A 15,766-nucleotide genomic window follows, 5' to 3' on the forward strand; every position below is an offset into this window, starting at 1 on the left:
ATGCATTTATTTATAAGGTAAGAACGGAAAGGCTTGCGTCAGCTTGTTATTTGAGCTTGCTCTTTGCCTTCATGCGCTGCTCGTGGTTCAGGATCTGCTTGCGGATGCGCAGATTCTCAGGGGTGACCTCCAGCAGCTCATCCTGTGCCAGGAACTCCAGGCAGCCTTCCAGGCTGAGCTTGCTGATGGGGATCAGGCGCAGAGCATCGTCGGAGCCGGATGCACGGGTGTTGGTCAGGTGCTTGGTCTTGCAGACGTTCACGTCCACATCCTCGCCGGATGCGGTGTAGCCGATGACCATGCCCTCGTAGACCTTCTCACCAGCGCCCACCAGCAGGGTGCCGCGCTGCTGCGCGTTGAACAGACCGTAGGTGACGGCCTCGCCGGTCTCGAAGCTGACCAGAGAACCGGTGGAGCGGTTGGCGATCATGCCGGCCCAGACGTCATAACCGTCGAAGATCTGGTTGATGATGCCCTCGCCGTGGGTATCAGTCAGGAACTGGTTGCGGTAGCCGAACAGGCCGCGGCTGGGCATACGGAACTCCAGACGCACACGATCGGTGCCCAGAGATTCCATCTGCTGCAGGATGGCCTTGCGCTGGCCCAGACCGGTCATGACAGCGCCCTGATACTGGGTGGGCACGTCGATGACGACATGCTCCATGGGCTCGTAGGTCTTGCCGTCGATGACCTTGGTCAGAACGTGCGGGGGAGAGACCTGCAGCTCGTAACCTTCGCGGCGCATGGTCTCGATCAGGATGGACAGGTGCATCTCACCACGGCCCATGACGCGGAAGGAATCGGTGGTGGCGGAGTCTTCCACCTTCAGAGCCACGTCCTTCAGCAGTTCCTTCTGCAGGCGGTCGCGGATCTGGCGGCTGGTGACGTACTTGCCCTCACGGCCGGCCAGCGGGCTGTCATTGACGGAGAAGGTCATCTCCACGGTGGGGTCGTTGATCTTCACGAAGGGCAGCGGCTCCACATTGGAGGGACTGCACAGGGTGTTGCCGATGGTCACATCGGGCAGACCGGAGAAGGCCACGATGTCGCCTGCGGTGATGTTGTCGCAGGGCTGACGGCCGTTGGCCTGGAAGTCGTACAGCTTGGTCAGACGGCCGCGCATCTTCAGGTCGGGGTTGTGCCAGTCGCAGACGACGACTTCCTCGCCCACCTTGGCGATGCCGTTCTGGATGCGGCCGATGCCGATGCGGCCCACGAAGTCGTTGTAGTCCACAGAGGACACCAGCATCTGGAAGGGAGCCTCAGGGTCGCCCTCGGGCGGCTTGATAGTGCTCAGCAGGGTGTCGAACAGGGGGATCAGGTCGGTGCCGGGCACATCCGGGTCCAGGCTGGCGGTGCCGTCGCGGCCGCAGCAGAACAGCATGGGGCAGTCCAGCTGCTCGTCGGTAGCGCCCAGGTCCATCAGCAGGTAGAGCACTTCGTCGATAACTTCCTTGATGCGGGCATCAGGACGGTCGATCTTGTTGATGGCCACCACCAGGCTCAGGTTCTGCTGCAGAGCCTTCTGCAGCACGAAACGGGTCTGGGGCATGCAGCCCTCGGCAGCGTCCACCAGCAGCAGAACGCCGTTGACCATCTTCAGCACGCGCTCGACCTCGCCGCCGAAGTCGGCATGGCCCGGGGTATCGACGATGTTGATCTTGACGCCCTTGTAGGTGCAGGAGCAGTTCTTGGCCAGAATGGTGATGCCGCGCTCACGCTCGATGTCGCCGCTGTCCATGACGCGCTCGGCCACGACCTGATTGTCGCGGAACGCACCGCTCTGACGCAGCATGGCGTCCACCAGGGTGGTCTTGCCGTGGTCAACGTGAGCGATAATGGCAACGTTGCGCAAATCGTTACGAACCATAAAATTCAACCTCTCTATTATTAAAACTCATAAAATACGAACGAACGTCATACAATCCTAAGTTTATAACAGAACGGGGTGGTTTGTCAAGATTGTATAAAAATTTTTTCACGCTTTCGGCAAAATGCCTGAGAAAAGCCCCGCGATTTGTGCGGCGTGTACCTTTAAAATATGCTATACTAAAAGCAGAAACCAGACCGGAGGTGTTTTGCATGAAGATCACGTTTTTGGGCGCGAACCATGAGGTCACCGGCAGCTGTACCATGATCGAAGCCGCCGGGCGGCGCTTTCTGATCGACTGCGGCATGGAGCAGGGCAAGAATGTCTACGAGAACCAGCCTATCCCGGTGGCACCGGGCGAGATCGACTGGGTGTTGGTCACCCACGCCCACATCGACCACACCGGTATGCTGCCGCTGCTGGTGCGCAACGGCTTCCGGGGCAAAATTTATGCCACCAACCCCACCGTGGAACTGTGCGGCATCATGCTGCGGGACTCCGCCCACATTCAGGAATTTGAAGCCGAGTGGAAGAACCGCAAGGGCAAGCGCTCCGGCGCGGAACCGGTGGAGCCCATGTACACCGTGCAGGACGCCGAAGCGGCCATGAAGCTGTTCACGGGCGTTGCGTATGAGCGACGGGTGGAGCTTGCCCCGGGCATCGAGATCCGGTTCGTGGATGTGGGCCACCTGCTGGGCTCGGCCAGCATCGAGCTGTGGATCACCGAGGGCGACACCACCACGAAGCTGGTCTTCTCCGGCGATATCGGCAACCTGCACCAGCCCATCATCAAGGACCCGACCTACATTCAGGAAGCGGACTATGTGTTCATGGAGTCTACCTACGGCGACCGCAGCCACGGCCCGCGCCCGGACTATGTGAACGAGCTGGCCAAAATTCTGCAGCGCACCTTCGACCGGGGCGGCAATGTGGTCATCCCCAGCTTTGCGGTGGGCCGCACGCAGGAGATGCTCTACTTCATCCGCGAGATCAAAGAAAAAGGCCTTGTCAAGGGGCACGGCAACTTCCCGGTGTACATTGACAGCCCGCTGGCCATCGAAGCAACGCGCATTTTTAAAGATACCGACCCGGACTGCTTTGACGAGGAGACCCTTGCGCTGCTGCAGCAGGGCATCGACCCCATCACTTTCCCGGGGCTGCGGGTCAGCGTGACCAGCGAGGAATCCCGCATGATCAACTCGGACCGCGTGCCGAAGGTCATCCTCTCGGCCAGCGGCATGTGCGAGGCGGGCCGCATCCGCCACCACCTCAAGCACAACCTCTGGCGGCCGGAGTGCACCATCCTGTTCGTGGGCTATCAGGCCGTGGGCACGCTGGGCCGCACTCTGCTGGACGGTGCCACGACGGTCAAGCTGTTCGGCGAGCCCATCGAGGTGCAGGCCGAGCTGTGCCAGCTCACCGGCATGTCCGGCCATGCGGATAAAGAGGGCCTGCTGCGCTGGGTGAACGCCTTTGAACAGAAGCCGAAGCGGGTGTTCGTCATCCACGGCGAGGACGAGGTGGAGAACATTTTCGTGGATACCCTGACCGGCGAGGGCTTCACCGCCTGTGCACCCTACAACGGCGCGCAGTGGGCCATCGGGGCCGAAGGGGCCGTCTGCCTGCAGGAGGGCACGAAAGTCCGCATCGAGCACAAGGTGTCCGAGGGCCAAAGCCGCGCCGCCAGCGTGTTCCAGCGGCTGGTCAGCGCCGGCAAGCGGCTGCTGCGGGTCATCGAGCACAACGAGGGTGGTGCTAACAAGGACCTGGCAAAGTTTGCCGACCAGATCAACGCCCTGTGCGACAAGTGGGACCGATAAAGCAAAACAAAAGAGCCGCAGTTCCAAAGAACTGCGGCTCTTTCTGCGCAAAATGGAGCGGGCAATGGGAATCGAACCCACCTCCTCAGCTTGGAAGGCTGATATACTAGCCGATGTACGATGCCCGCATTCACAAGCGGTATTATAGCATGTTCCGGCACAAATGTCCAGCCCGAATTTTGCCGCGCGGCAAAGCGGCGGAAAAACCGGGCAAAACCGCTTTGCTTTTGCGGCGGTGTCTGGTACAATAAGGCGAGATGCAAAAGGAGGGGGACGTGATGGAGACAGAAGTTCAGGCCGTCCGGGCGCAGCTGTTCGGCCTGCAGGATGAGACATACCGGGACTTTCAAAGCGCGCTGATGCCCACCGTGCCGAAAGAAAAAGTCATCGGTGTGCGGACACCGGCCCTGCGCAAGCTGGCAAAGCAGCTGGCAGGCACCCCGCAGGCGGAAGCGTTCCTGCAGGCACTGCCGCACGACTACTATGAAGAAAACAACCTTCATGCCTTCCTGATCGAAGCCATCCGGGATTACGGCACAGCGCTGGCCGAGACCGAAAAATTCCTGCCCTATATCGACAACTGGGCCACCTGCGACTGCTTCTGCCCGAAAGTGTTTGCAAAGCACAAGGCTGAACTGCTCCCGCACATCCGCCGCTGGCTGGACTCCGGCGAGACCTACACCATGCGCTATGCCATGGGGATGCTGATGCGGTATTACCTCGACGCGGACTTCCGGCCGGAGTATCTTGTCTGGGTGGCCGGGGTGCACAGGGAGGAATACTACATCAATATGATGCGGGCGTGGTATTTTGCCACCGCACTGGCAAAGCAGCCGGAAGCAACTCTGCCGTGGCTCACGGAAAAGCGGCTGGACGTCTGGACCCACAACAAGACCATCCAGAAAGCCGTGGAAAGCTACCGCATCCCGGACGAAAGGAAGCGGCTGCTGCGGGGCCTGCGCATCCGTTCATAAAAGCTTTGGAATTTCCGCGCAGATTTCCTGTTTACTTTGGACGCGTTTTATTGTAAAATAAGCTATAGTAAAAATGCCGGGGTGTGCCCCGACGGAAGATAAAACAGGTGGTGTTTGGATTATGGCATTGAAATATCAGCGTATTCTGCTTAAGATCAGCGGCGAGGCCCTGGGCGGCGAAAAGGGCATGGGCTTTGACGAGCCCACCATGGATGCGATCTGCGGCGGCGTGAAGAAAGCCCACGATCTGGGCGTGCAGATCGGCATTGTGGTCGGCGGCGGCAACTTCTGGCGCGGCCGTTCCAGCGGCAAGATGGAGCGCACCCTGGCCGACAAGATCGGTATGCTGGCAACCGTGATGAACGCACTGGCTGTCTCCGACAAGCTGGAGCAGCTGGGCGTGCCCACCGAGGTGTTCACCTCCATCACCATGCCGCAGGTGGCACAGCCTTTCACCCGCAAGGACGCCCTGCGCGCCATGGACGAGGGCAAGATCGCCGTGTTCGGCGGCGGCACCGGCAACCCCTTCTTCTCCACCGACACGGCCACAGCCCTGCGTGCGGTCGAGGTGAGCGCCGATGTGATGTTCAAGGCCACCATGGTGGACGGCGTTTATGATAAGGACCCCCACAAGTATCCCGACGCAAAGAAGTACGACACCCTCACCTTTACCAAGGTGCTGGAAGATCAGCTGGCCGTCATGGACGGCACCGCAGCCACCCTGTGCCGCGACAACAAGCTGCCCATCCTTGTGTTCGACCTGGCTGACCCGGACAACATTGCCCGTGCCGTGCAGGGCGAGAACGTGGGCACGCTGGTCTACGAGGGCTAAGCGGACCGCAGCAGACATACATTTTATAGGGCGGCATTCGCAGCCCTGAGATAAAAAGGAACAGGAGACTACCGCAATGAGCAGCAACACCAAGGTTTACGAAGACAAGATGAAAAGCTCCGTCGAGCATCTGGGCCGCGAGCTGGGCGCTGTGCGCGCAGGCCGTGCAAACCCCGCCGTGCTGGATAAGGTGAGCGTGGATTACTACGGTGCCCCCACTCCCATCCAGCAGGTGGCATCCGTGGCCGTTGCCGAGGCCCGCACTCTGACCATCACCCCCTGGGACCGCACCCTGCTGCGCCCCATCAGCAAGGCCATCATGGCCAGCGATGTGGGCATCACCCCCATTGATGACGGCTCCACCATCCGCCTGAACTTCCCGGCTCCCACCGAGGAGCGCCGCAAGCAGCTGGCAAAGGAAGTCTCCAAGCTGGGCGAGGAGGCCAAGGTGGCTGTGCGCAACATCCGCCGCGAGGCCATGGACAAGGCCAAGGCCATGAAGAAGGCCGGCGAGCTCACCGAGGACAGCCAGAAGACCATGGAAGAAGATGTCCAGAAGCTGACCGATAAGTATATCAAGAACATTGACGCTGCCGTGGAAGAAAAACAGAAGGAGATCATGTCCGTCTGATCGGCTGCGGAAAGCTGAAAAGAACGCAAGGTGCCGTGCGCTGGTGGAGGAGTCAAGACTTCTATGGTGCGCGGCACTTTTGTTGAAGGCGGCTGCGGCTGCCGGGAGGAAACAATGGCTCACCCGAAAGAATTTGCCGAGGGGCTTTCCATTGGCATCATCATGGACGGCAACGGCCGCTGGGCGAAGAACCGCGGCCTGCCCCGCACCGCGGGCCACAAACGGGGCGCGGAGGTGTTCAGCGACATCGCGGATTACTGCGATGAGCTGGGCGTTGCGTCGGTGTACTTCTATGCCTTCTCCACCGAGAACTGGAAGCGCCCGCTGGAAGAAGTGAACGCCATCATGCGGCTGTTCGGCGAATATCTGCTGAAAGGCTTTGACTACAAGAACCGCAACATCCGCATCAAGTTTCTGGGCGACCGCACCGTGCTGGACCCGAAGCTGCAGGAACTGATGAATAAGCTGGAAGCGGAGTCTTCGGTCAAGACCGGCATGACCCTGAACATTGCCATCAACTACGGCGGCCGCCCGGAGATCGTGCGGGCCGCGCAGCAGCTGGCGGCAAAGGCCGCGGCAGGGGAGCTGAAGCCGGAGGACATCACCGAGCAGATGCTCAGCGACGCCATGTACACCGCAGGCCAGAAGGACCCGGATTTCATCCTGCGGCCCAGCGGAGAAAAGCGGCTCTCCAACTTCATGCTGTGGCAGGCGGCCTACTCGGAACTGGTGGAAATGGACGTTTTGTGGCCGGATTTCACCCGTGACGACCTGGACGCCGCCATTGAGGAATTCAATCATCGCTCCCGCCGGTTTGGCGGATTGTAATCACCCATTCACTCCTGCGCACGGCGCAGGGACCGGAATGCCCGACTGTTCCTCGGGCTGCGGGACACCGATAGAGGGGCGGCCCTCCGGCAGAGCAAAGGAGAACAAAACCTATGAAAACTCGTATTATTACTGCAATCGTGGGCATCATCGTCCTGATCGGCGTGATGTTCACCTTTGACACCATGATCTTCAATCTGGTCATCGCGGCCATCACCCTGATCGCCATCCACGAAATTTACAATGCCCTCGGCTTTGAAAAGAAGGACTGGCTCATGTATGCGGCCATGGTGCCCTACACGTTGCTGGTCATGTTTTCCAACTACAGCGTCATGCGGCGGCTGGTCATGCCGGTGTCGTTTGTGCTGGTGACCTTCTATGCCATCTATCTGGTGGTGCGCAACGGCACCATCAGCTACCAGAAGGCCAGCGGCCTGCTGGTGTTCTCGGGCATCGTGATCTTCTGTTTCTACTCCTTTATCCTGCTCAAAGAGCGCCTTCCGGTAGAACAGTATGGCTACGACGCCATGTTCTTCATCCTGCTCATCCTGTGCTTTGCCTGGGGCGGCGACACCTGCGCTTATTTTGCAGGCCGCGCCTTCGGCAAGCATAAGCTGTGCCCGGTGGTCAGCCCCAAAAAGACCGTGGAGGGTGCCATTGGCGGCGTGCTGGGCACCATGGTGTTCGGTGTGGTCGCAACGCTGGTTTACTCGGTGGCGGCCGACCGCATGGAGGAGTTCACCCGCACCAACATCGGCGTTTCGCTGTATGTCGTCATTGCGCTGCTGGGCTGTGTGGCGGCGGTGCTGGGCATCTATGGTGACCTGTTTGCCAGCGTGGTCAAGCGCCAGTGCGGCATCAAGGATTACGGCACCATCTTCCCGGGCCACGGCGGCGTGCTGGACCGGTTTGACAGCGTGATGTTCATTGCACCGTTCGTCACCATGGTGATCACGGCGGTGTTCTATTCCTAAAAGGGGGCGCGTGTGATGTCGAAAAAGATCACTCTGCTGGGCTCCACCGGCTCCATCGGCACCCAGAGCCTGGATGTCATCCGGGCCCAGGGGTTTGAGGTGTTCGGTCTGTCGGCCCACAGCCATGTGGAGAAAATTTTGCAGCAGATCGAGGAGTTCCACCCGAAGTATGTCTGTATGACCGACCCGGATGCTGCCCGCAGACTGGACGCAGAGCTGGCCGGCCGCGCCGATGCACCCCGGCTGCTGATCGGGCCGGAAGGTCTCAAGCAGCTGGCCGCACTGGACGGCCCGGATGTGGTGCTGAACAGCGTGGTGGGCATCGCGGGCCTCGGTGCCAGCCTGTGCGCCATCGAGAACGGCCACGACCTGGCCCTGGCCAACAAGGAGAGCCTTGTCACCGGCGGCCATCTGGTCACCCAGGCTGTGGCGAAGCATGGCGTGCAGCTGCTGCCCGTGGACAGCGAGCACTCGGCCATCTTCCAGTGCCTGCAGGATAAGGAGAGCGCCCCCAGCCTGACCAAAATTCTGCTGACGGCATCCGGCGGCCCCTTCTTTGGCATGAAGACGGAGGAGCTGCGCGGCAAGACCAAGGCCGACGCCCTCAAGCACCCCAACTGGAACATGGGCGCGAAGATCACCATCGACTCCGCTACCCTCATGAACAAGGGTCTGGAGCTCATCGAAGCGGTGTGGCTGTTCGGTCTGCCGCCGGAAAAAATTCAGATCGTGGTGCAGCGCCAGAGCATCGTGCACTCGGCGGTGCAGTTCAGCGACAACTCGGTCATTGCCCAGCTGGGCGTGCCGGATATGCGCATTCCCATCCAGTACGCGCTGACCTACCCCAAGCGGGTGCCGGGCGTGGTGCCGGAGCTGGACTTTGCCGCGCTGAAGGTGCTCACCTTCGACGTGGCCGACGACGAGACCTTCCGCTGCCTGGCCGCCTGCAAAAAGGCCATCCAAAAGGGCGGTCTCGGCCCCTGCGCTGCCAATGGTGCCAACGAAGAAGCCGTCAAGCTGTTCCTCGAGGATAAGATCGGTTTTCTCGATATCGGTCGTCTGGTGGAAGCCGTCGTGGACAGCGACAGCTTTGGCGGCGACTACACCCTCAGCGATGTGTACGAATGCGACCGCATGGCACGGGAATTTGTGAGAGCACATCTGTAAACTTTAGGAGACGCAATGTCAGTTTTTATCACCCTGATCGCGGCGTTGGTGGTGTTCAGCGCGGTGATCGCCATCCATGAGTTCGGGCATTTTGCGGTGGCAAAGCTCTGCGGCATTCAGGTCAACGAGTTTTCCATCGGCATGGGCCCCACGCTGTGGAAGAAGGTCCACAAGGGCACCCAGTACAGCCTGCGCGCTCTGCCGGTGGGCGGTTTTGTGGCGCTGGAAGGGGAGGAGAGCCCCGAGAGCCGGCAGGCTGAGGATGCCCGCGGCGAGCGGGAAGCGGAAGATGTGAACCCCATCCCGCCCGAGCAGCGCACCGGCATCCCTCTGCCCGAAGCGCCGGTATGGCAGCGGGCACTGGTGATGGCCGCCGGTGCCTTCATGAACTTTGTGCTGGGCTTTGTGGTGCTCATCATTCTGGTGGCGGCGCAGGACGGTGCCATCACCAGCAAGACGGTCTATGCCGTGCAGGACGGTGCCCTCTGCGGCCAGACCGGCCTGCAGGCAGGCGACGAAATTTTAGCTGTGAACGGTCGGCACTGCTTTGTGGCCAACGACATCCTGTATGAGCTGGTGCGCACCGAAGCCTACCGTGCCGACTTCACCGTGAAGCGGGACGGCCAGAAGGTGGAGCTGCCGGATGTGCAGTTCGATACCTGGCAGGACGAAAATGGTGAAACGCACATGACCCTCGGCTTCAGCGTGTACGGCATCGAAAAAACACCGCTCAGCGTGTTAAAGGAAGCCTGGAACAGCACCCTGTACTATGGGCGCATCGTGTTCACCTCGCTGGCCGACCTTCTGCGGGGCCGCGAGAGCATCAACAACCTTTCCGGCCCGGTGGGCATCGTGACGGCCATCGGCCAGGCCGCCAGCTATGGCTGGCAGGACCTGCTGGAACTGCTGGCCCTCATCACCATCAATCTGGGCATCTTCAACCTGCTGCCCTTCCCGGCACTGGACGGCGGCAAGGTGGTCTTTCTCATCATTGAGGGCATCACGGGCCGCGCGGTGCCCGAAAAGCTGCAGAGCGCGTTGACCGTTGCGGCGTTCGGGCTGCTGTTCGCGCTGATGCTCTTTGCAACCTACAATGATATCATCCGGCTCGTGACCGGAGCCATGTAACAGAAAGGGGAGCCTTATGCGGCAGAAAAAGCGGGAAGTCAAAATTGGAAACGTGACCATTGGCGGCAGCAACCCCATTGCGGTGCAGACCATGCTGAATGTTCCGGTGGAGGACATCGAGGGCAATGTGGCACAGGCAAAGCGCTGCGAGGCAGCGGGCTGCCAGATTTTGCGCGTGACCTGTCCCAGCCCGGCGGACGCCAGGTGCATCGAAGCGGTCAAGAACGCCGTGAGCATCCCCATCGTGGCGGACATCCACTTTGACTACAAGGCTGCATTAGCCTGCGCGGATGTGGGTGTGGACAAAATTCGCATCAACCCCGGCAATATTGGCGACGACAGCCGCGTGAAGGCAGTGGTGGACGCCTGCCAGCGCAAGAACATCCCCATCCGCATCGGCGTGAACGGCGGCAGCCTGGAAAAGCACATCCTTGCCAAATATGGCGCACCCACGCCGGAAGCCATGGTGGAGAGTGCGCTGTATCATGTGCGCTTGCTGGAAAAGTTCGATTTCAATAATATCGTCATCTCCATCAAGAACTCCAACGTGCCCCGCATGATGGAAGCCTACCGCCAGCTCAGCGCCGTCACGGACTACCCGCTGCATGTGGGCGTGACCGAAGCCGGCACCTACCAGATGGGCCTGCTCAAGAGCGGCATGGGCATTGGCGGCATGCTGCTGGAAGGCATCGGCGATACCATCCGTGTTTCGCTGGCCGCCGAACCGGAAAAGGAAGTGGAAGCCGGTTACAACATCCTGCGTGCCGTGGGCTTCCCGGTGGCAGGGCCGGAGGTCATCACCTGCCCCACCTGCGGCCGCACCCAGTACCCCTGCACCGCCATCGCCAACGAGGTGGAAAAGCGGCTGCAGGGCTACAAAAAATCCATCAAGGTGGCCGTGATGGGCTGCGTGGTCAACGGCCCCGGCGAAGCCCGCGAAGCCGACATCGGCATTGCCGGCGGTAAGGGTGAAGCGGTGCTGTTCCTCCATGGCAAGCCCATCAAAAAGCTGACCGGGGACAATATCCTCGACCAGTTCATGGACGAGATCTATAAACTGTAAACACTGTATTTTCTCTGCTGCCACGCCTGCGGACACAGGTGCGGCAGTTTGTGCTGTAAACCATAAAAAGGAGTACCATTTGTGACACCACTCGTTTCCCAGCTCTGGCCGCAGTTCATGGTGGACCCGGCCTTTGCGTCCTGCTTCGGGCAGGTGATCGTGGAGCATGCCCGGATGCTGCGGCAGAGCCAGCAGGTCATCTTCACGCTGCGCAGCGCCGCCCCGCTGGATAAGGGCCTGTGCGCCCGTCTGCTGGCTTCCCTGCAGCCGGACTATGAAGGCTTTGAGCTAAAAATTGAAAACCTGTTCGGCTATGCCATGCTGGACGAAGCTGCCCTGCGGGACCTGATGGAGGAGATGAAGCGGGACGGTGTGCCCATCAACGGTTTTCTGGACCGGTGCACCATCGGCATCACCGGCCAGAAGATCACCATCGGGGTGTGCCACGGCACGAAGTTTCTGCAGGAGATGGGCTTTGAAAAACTGCTGGCTGAGCGCATTGCGGCCCATACCGGCGTCAAGCCGCAGGTGACGCTGCAAAGCGCGGTGAGTGAAGCCGAGCAGCACCAGATGGAAGAAAAGCTGGAGCGCAAGATCGCGCCGCCGGTGGTCAAGTTCGAGAAGAAGAACACCGCCCCGTCCATCAAGGTGGAGGGCCTCGACCTGACCGACAAGCCCGTGACCATTTTCCACGGCAAGATGTTCACCCCCAAGAACCTCACCCCGCTCAAGGACCTGGGCGGCGAGGGCGGCAAGTGCACCATCTGGGGTGATGTGTTCTTCTCCGAGGTGAAGGGCAACTACCGCAAAATTTACACCGTTTCCATCACCGACTATCAGGGCTCCATCAACCTGAAAATTCGCGCGCAGGAAGGCGAGGACTGCTCCAAGTGGGAGTCTCTCGGCAAGGGCACCACCCTCATCGTGCGCGGTGACTGCTCCTACGATAAATACGAGCACGATTATATCGTTTACCCCTACGATGTGCTCATCGTAGAGCGCAAAAAGCGGGAGGATACTGCCCCGGTCAAGCGGGTGGAGCTGCACCTGCACACCAAGCTTTCCAGCATGGACGGCTTCTGCGACCCCGGCGGCATCGTCAAGCTGGCCCACCGCATGGGGCACCCGGCCATTGCCATCACCGACCACGGCGTGTGTCAGGGCTACCCGGAAGCCATGCTGGCGGCGGACGACATCCACAAGACCGACCCGGATTTCAAGCTGATCTACGGGTGCGAAGCCTACTTTGTGGACGACATGGTGCCCTGCGTCTACGGCGTGAAAGACCAGCCGCTGGACGGCGAGTTCTGCGTGTTCGATACTGAGACGACGGGCCTTGACCCCGGCGTGGAGTATATGACCGAGATCGGTGCGGTCATCGTGAAGAACGGGGAAGTGGTGGACGAGTTCGACACCTTTGTCAAGCCCGGCAAGCCCATCACGCCCAAGATCACCGAGCTGACCGGCATCACCAACGAGATGGTGGCCAACGCCCCCAGCGAAAAGGAAGCACTGGAAGCTTTCCTGCAGTTTGCGGGTGACCGCATCCTTGTGGGCCACAATGTCCACTCCTTTGATATGCGTTTTCTGCGGGCCGCCGCGAAGCGCAGCGGCATCTCGCTGGAAGGCACGACCTATATTGACACCCTGACCATGGCACAGGCCATGTACCCCGGCCTGCACAACTACAAGCAGGGCACCATCAACAAGCACCTGGAGCTGCCCGCCTACGAAGCCCACCGCGCCTGTGAGGACTCGGCGGCGCTGGGCCGCATCTTCGGCGTGATGCTGAACGATCTGGCCGAAAAGCAGGTGACGAAGGTCAGCGAGATCAACACGGGTCTCGGCGGCAACCGCGAAGTGCTGAAAAAGAAGTATTACCACCTCATCATTCTGGTCAAGAACCAGATGGGCCTGAAGAACCTGTACAAGATCGTCAGCGAAGCCCACGTGAATTACTTCTTCAAAAAGCCCCGCGTGCCCCGCAGCCTGCTGAACAAGTACCGCGACGGCCTGCTGCTCACCTCGGCCTGCGAAGCAGGTGAGCTGTACCGCGCCATCGTGGACGGCACCAGCTACGACGAACTGAAAAAGATCGCATCCTACTACGATATCCTGGAAATTCAGCCGCTGGGCAACAATGCCTACATGGTGCGCGAGGGCAAGGTGGACAGCGAGGAGGACATCAAGAACTTCAACCGCACGGTTATTAAACTGGGCGAAGACCTGCACAAGCCGGTCATTGCTACCGGCGACGTGCACTTCACCGAGCCGGAAGATGCGGCCTACCGTGCCGTGCTGCAGGCAGGCAACGGCTTCAAGGACGCCGACAACCAGCCGCCGCTGTTCTTCCGCACCACGCAGGACATGCTGGCGCAGTTCTACTACCTGCCCAAGGAAAAAGCCTACGAGGTGGTGGTAAAGAACCCCCGCAAGATCGCTGCCATGATCGACAACACGGTGCGCGCCATCCCGCGCGGCACCTACCCGCCCAGCATCGAGGGCGCAGAGCAGCAATTGCGCGATGCAACGTGGGAACACGCCAAGCGCGACTACGGCGACCCGCTGCCAGAGATCGTGGAAAAGCGTCTGCAGAAAGAGTTGGATTCCATCTGCGGCCACGGCTACGCGGTGCTGTATGTTATTGCGGTCAAGCTGGTGGCCTACTCCAACGCGGGCGGCTATCAGGTGGGCAGCCGTGGTTCGGTCGGCTCGTCGGCTGTGGCCCATTTCTCCGGCATCTCGGAGGTGAACAGCCTGCCGCCGCACTACCGCTGCCCCAAGTGCAAGCACAGCGAGTTCATCACCGACGGCAGCGTGGATGACGGCTTTGACCTGCCGGACAAGAACTGCCCCAACTGCGGCACCCGGATGCTGGTGGACGGCCACGACATCCCCTTCGAGACCTTCTTGGGCTTCTACGGCGACAAGGAGCCCGATATCGACCTGAACTTCTCGGGCGAATATCAGTCCAACGTCCACCGCTACACCGAGGAACTGTTCGGTAAAGCCAACGTGTTCAAGGCCGGTACGGTGTCCGGTATTCAGGACAAAACGGCCTATGGCTACGTCAAAAAGTATCTGGACGAGCGCGGCCGCACCGTGAATCACGCTGAGGAGAACCGCCTGACGCTGGGCTGCACCGGCGTCAAGCGCACCACCGGCCAGCACCCCGGCGGCATGGTCGTCGTGCCGGACACCTACGAAATTTACGATTTCTGCCCCATCCAGCACCCGGCAGACGATGTGGCAGGCGGCCTGCTGACCACCCACTTCGAGTTCAAGTATCTGCATGATACGCTGCTCAAGCTGGACGAGCTGGGCCACGATATGCCCACCTTCTACAAATATTTTGAGGAGTACACGGGCATCCCCATCGACAGCATCCCCATGAACGACCCCAAGGTGTACAGTCTGCTCACCAGCCCGGAAGCGCTGGGCGTGACCCCGGAACAGATCGACAGCCAGACCGGTACCTTCGGCATCCCGGAAATGGGCACGAACTTCGTGCGCGGTATGCTGGTGGAAGCCCGGCCTAAGAACTTCTCCGAGCTGATCCAGATCTCGGGCCTGTCCCACGGCACCGACGTGTGGACTGGCAACGCGGATGAGCTGATCCGCAGCGGCACCTGCACCATCGCGGAAGTCATCGGCTGCCGTGACAGCATTATGCTGTACCTGCTGCGCAAGGGTCTGGAACCCAAGATGGCCTTCGACATCATGGAGGCCGTGCGTAAAGGCAAGGTGGCCAAGGGCGGCTTCAAGGACGGCTGGGAAGAAGCCATGCGGGAACACGATGTGCCGGACTGGTACATTGAGAGCTGCCGCAAGATCAAGTATATGTTCCCCAAGGCCCACGCCGTGGCCTACCTGATGTCGGCCATCCGCCTGATGTGGTTCAAAATCTACCGCCCGCCCGAGTTCTACGCGGTGTACTTCACCGTGCGCGGCGACGACATTGACTACGAGGCCGCTGTGGGCGGTGCAGCGGTGGCCCGCGCCCACATGGAGGAGGTCAAGCGCCGCCTGAAGGAAGAAAAGAACGCCAAGGACGAAGATGTGCTGGTCAGCCTGCAGCTGGTCAACGAAATGCTGGCCCGCGGGTTCGAATTCCTGCCCATCGAGCTGGGCAAGAGCCGCGGCTCCAAGTATATCGTGGAGGACGGCAAGGTGCGCCTGCCCTTCTGCGCGCTGAAAGGCCTGGGCGGTGCGGCCGCCGATGCGCTGGAAAAGGCCACCATCCACGGCGAGGAGTATATCTCGGTGGAGGAGCTGCAGCAGGCCTCCGGCGTCGGCAGCAGCATCCTGGACCGCCTGCGCCAGGTGGGCGCTCTGGGCGACCTGCCCGAGAGCAGCCAGGTGAGCTTTTTCTGAGAAATAAAGGCCGTTGCACAGATTTTGTGCAGCGGCCTTTTGTCAGGTCTGGACGATTTTGAATGCCCGCCGCGTGTGCTTTGGGCATTTTCAGCGGAAAGGTAT

General features: G+C 60.5%; 11 protein-coding genes and 1 tRNA gene. 10 read left to right on the plus strand and 2 right to left on the minus strand.

The window, feature by feature from the left end:
* Window positions 1–46: 46 nt before the first annotated feature.
* Window positions 47–1,870, minus strand: coding sequence for a translational GTPase TypA (gene typA, locus CGS49_RS10145; protein WP_097801716.1), 1,824 nt, complete (start codon window positions 1,868–1,870; stop codon window positions 47–49).
* Window positions 1,871–2,082: 212 nt separating this feature from the next.
* Here typA and CGS49_RS10150 point away from each other — a divergent pair, with 212 nt between their 5' ends.
* Window positions 2,083–3,690, plus strand: coding sequence for an MBL fold metallo-hydrolase RNA specificity domain-containing protein (locus CGS49_RS10150; protein WP_097801717.1), 1,608 nt, complete (start codon window positions 2,083–2,085; stop codon window positions 3,688–3,690).
* Window positions 3,691–3,743: 53 nt separating this feature from the next.
* Here CGS49_RS10150 and CGS49_RS10155 read toward each other — a convergent pair.
* Window positions 3,744–3,818, minus strand: a tRNA-Gly gene (locus CGS49_RS10155).
* A 150-nt stretch (window positions 3,819–3,968) separates the two neighbouring features.
* Here CGS49_RS10155 and CGS49_RS10160 point away from each other — a divergent pair.
* From CGS49_RS10160 to CGS49_RS10200, 9 genes are all read left to right on the plus strand, one after another.
* Window positions 3,969–4,664, plus strand: coding sequence for a DNA alkylation repair protein (locus tag CGS49_RS10160; protein WP_097801718.1), 696 nt, complete (start codon window positions 3,969–3,971; stop codon window positions 4,662–4,664).
* A gap of 121 nt (window positions 4,665–4,785) precedes the next feature.
* Window positions 4,786–5,496 (plus strand): UMP kinase, encoded by a 711-nt coding sequence (pyrH, locus tag CGS49_RS10165; RefSeq protein WP_097801719.1) that lies wholly within the window; start codon window positions 4,786–4,788, stop codon window positions 5,494–5,496.
* 76 nt (window positions 5,497–5,572) lie between these two features.
* Window positions 5,573–6,127 (plus strand): ribosome recycling factor, encoded by a 555-nt coding sequence (frr, locus tag CGS49_RS10170; protein WP_005945866.1) that lies wholly within the window; start codon window positions 5,573–5,575, stop codon window positions 6,125–6,127.
* A 114-nt stretch (window positions 6,128–6,241) separates the two neighbouring features.
* The gene (gene uppS, locus CGS49_RS10175) at window positions 6,242–6,955 is read left to right on the plus strand and encodes a polyprenyl diphosphate synthase (protein WP_097802249.1); all 714 of its coding nucleotides are present in this window, start codon (window positions 6,242–6,244) and stop codon (window positions 6,953–6,955) included.
* Between the two features lie 113 nt (window positions 6,956–7,068).
* Window positions 7,069–7,929 (plus strand): phosphatidate cytidylyltransferase, encoded by an 861-nt coding sequence (locus CGS49_RS10180; RefSeq protein WP_097801720.1) that lies wholly within the window; start codon window positions 7,069–7,071, stop codon window positions 7,927–7,929.
* A 15-nt stretch (window positions 7,930–7,944) separates the two neighbouring features.
* Window positions 7,945–9,096, plus strand: coding sequence for a 1-deoxy-D-xylulose-5-phosphate reductoisomerase (dxr, locus tag CGS49_RS10185; RefSeq protein ID WP_097801721.1), 1,152 nt, complete (start codon window positions 7,945–7,947; stop codon window positions 9,094–9,096).
* 15 nt (window positions 9,097–9,111) lie between these two features.
* The gene (locus CGS49_RS10190; RefSeq protein ID WP_097801722.1) at window positions 9,112–10,224 is read left to right on the plus strand and encodes a M50 family metallopeptidase; all 1,113 of its coding nucleotides are present in this window, start codon (window positions 9,112–9,114) and stop codon (window positions 10,222–10,224) included.
* Between the two features lie 16 nt (window positions 10,225–10,240).
* Window positions 10,241–11,287 (plus strand): flavodoxin-dependent (E)-4-hydroxy-3-methylbut-2-enyl-diphosphate synthase, encoded by a 1,047-nt coding sequence (ispG, locus tag CGS49_RS10195; RefSeq protein ID WP_097801723.1) that lies wholly within the window; start codon window positions 10,241–10,243, stop codon window positions 11,285–11,287.
* A gap of 117 nt (window positions 11,288–11,404) precedes the next feature.
* Window positions 11,405–15,661 (plus strand): PolC-type DNA polymerase III, encoded by a 4,257-nt coding sequence (locus CGS49_RS10200; protein WP_097802250.1) that lies wholly within the window; start codon window positions 11,405–11,407, stop codon window positions 15,659–15,661.
* Window positions 15,662–15,766 lie beyond the last annotated feature (105 nt).

Source organism: Faecalibacterium langellae, from assembly GCF_002549775.1.
In the GTDB taxonomy this organism is placed as follows: Bacteria; Bacillota; Clostridia; order Oscillospirales; family Ruminococcaceae; genus Faecalibacterium; species Faecalibacterium langellae.

What these genes read in the sequence shown, in the direction of transcription:
- typA (WP_097801716.1), bottom strand. Translation starts at nt 1,870, where the DNA reads ATGGTTCGTAACGATTTGCGCAACGTTGCCATTATCGCTCACGTTGAC.
- uppS (WP_097802249.1), top strand. Translation starts at nt 6,242, where the DNA reads ATGGCTCACCCGAAAGAATTTGCCGAGGGGCTTTCCATTGGCATCATC.
- dxr (WP_097801721.1), top strand. Translation starts at nt 7,945, where the DNA reads ATGTCGAAAAAGATCACTCTGCTGGGCTCCACCGGCTCCATCGGCACC.
- CGS49_RS10180 (WP_097801720.1), top strand. Translation starts at nt 7,069, where the DNA reads ATGAAAACTCGTATTATTACTGCAATCGTGGGCATCATCGTCCTGATC.
- CGS49_RS10190 (WP_097801722.1), top strand. Translation starts at nt 9,112, where the DNA reads ATGTCAGTTTTTATCACCCTGATCGCGGCGTTGGTGGTGTTCAGCGCG.
- CGS49_RS10150 (WP_097801717.1), top strand. Translation starts at nt 2,083, where the DNA reads ATGAAGATCACGTTTTTGGGCGCGAACCATGAGGTCACCGGCAGCTGT.
- CGS49_RS10200 (WP_097802250.1), top strand. Translation starts at nt 11,405, where the DNA reads ATGGTGGACCCGGCCTTTGCGTCCTGCTTCGGGCAGGTGATCGTGGAG.
- ispG (WP_097801723.1), top strand. Translation starts at nt 10,241, where the DNA reads ATGCGGCAGAAAAAGCGGGAAGTCAAAATTGGAAACGTGACCATTGGC.
- pyrH (WP_097801719.1), top strand. Translation starts at nt 4,786, where the DNA reads ATGGCATTGAAATATCAGCGTATTCTGCTTAAGATCAGCGGCGAGGCC.
- CGS49_RS10160 (WP_097801718.1), top strand. Translation starts at nt 3,969, where the DNA reads ATGGAGACAGAAGTTCAGGCCGTCCGGGCGCAGCTGTTCGGCCTGCAG.
- frr (WP_005945866.1), top strand. Translation starts at nt 5,573, where the DNA reads ATGAGCAGCAACACCAAGGTTTACGAAGACAAGATGAAAAGCTCCGTC.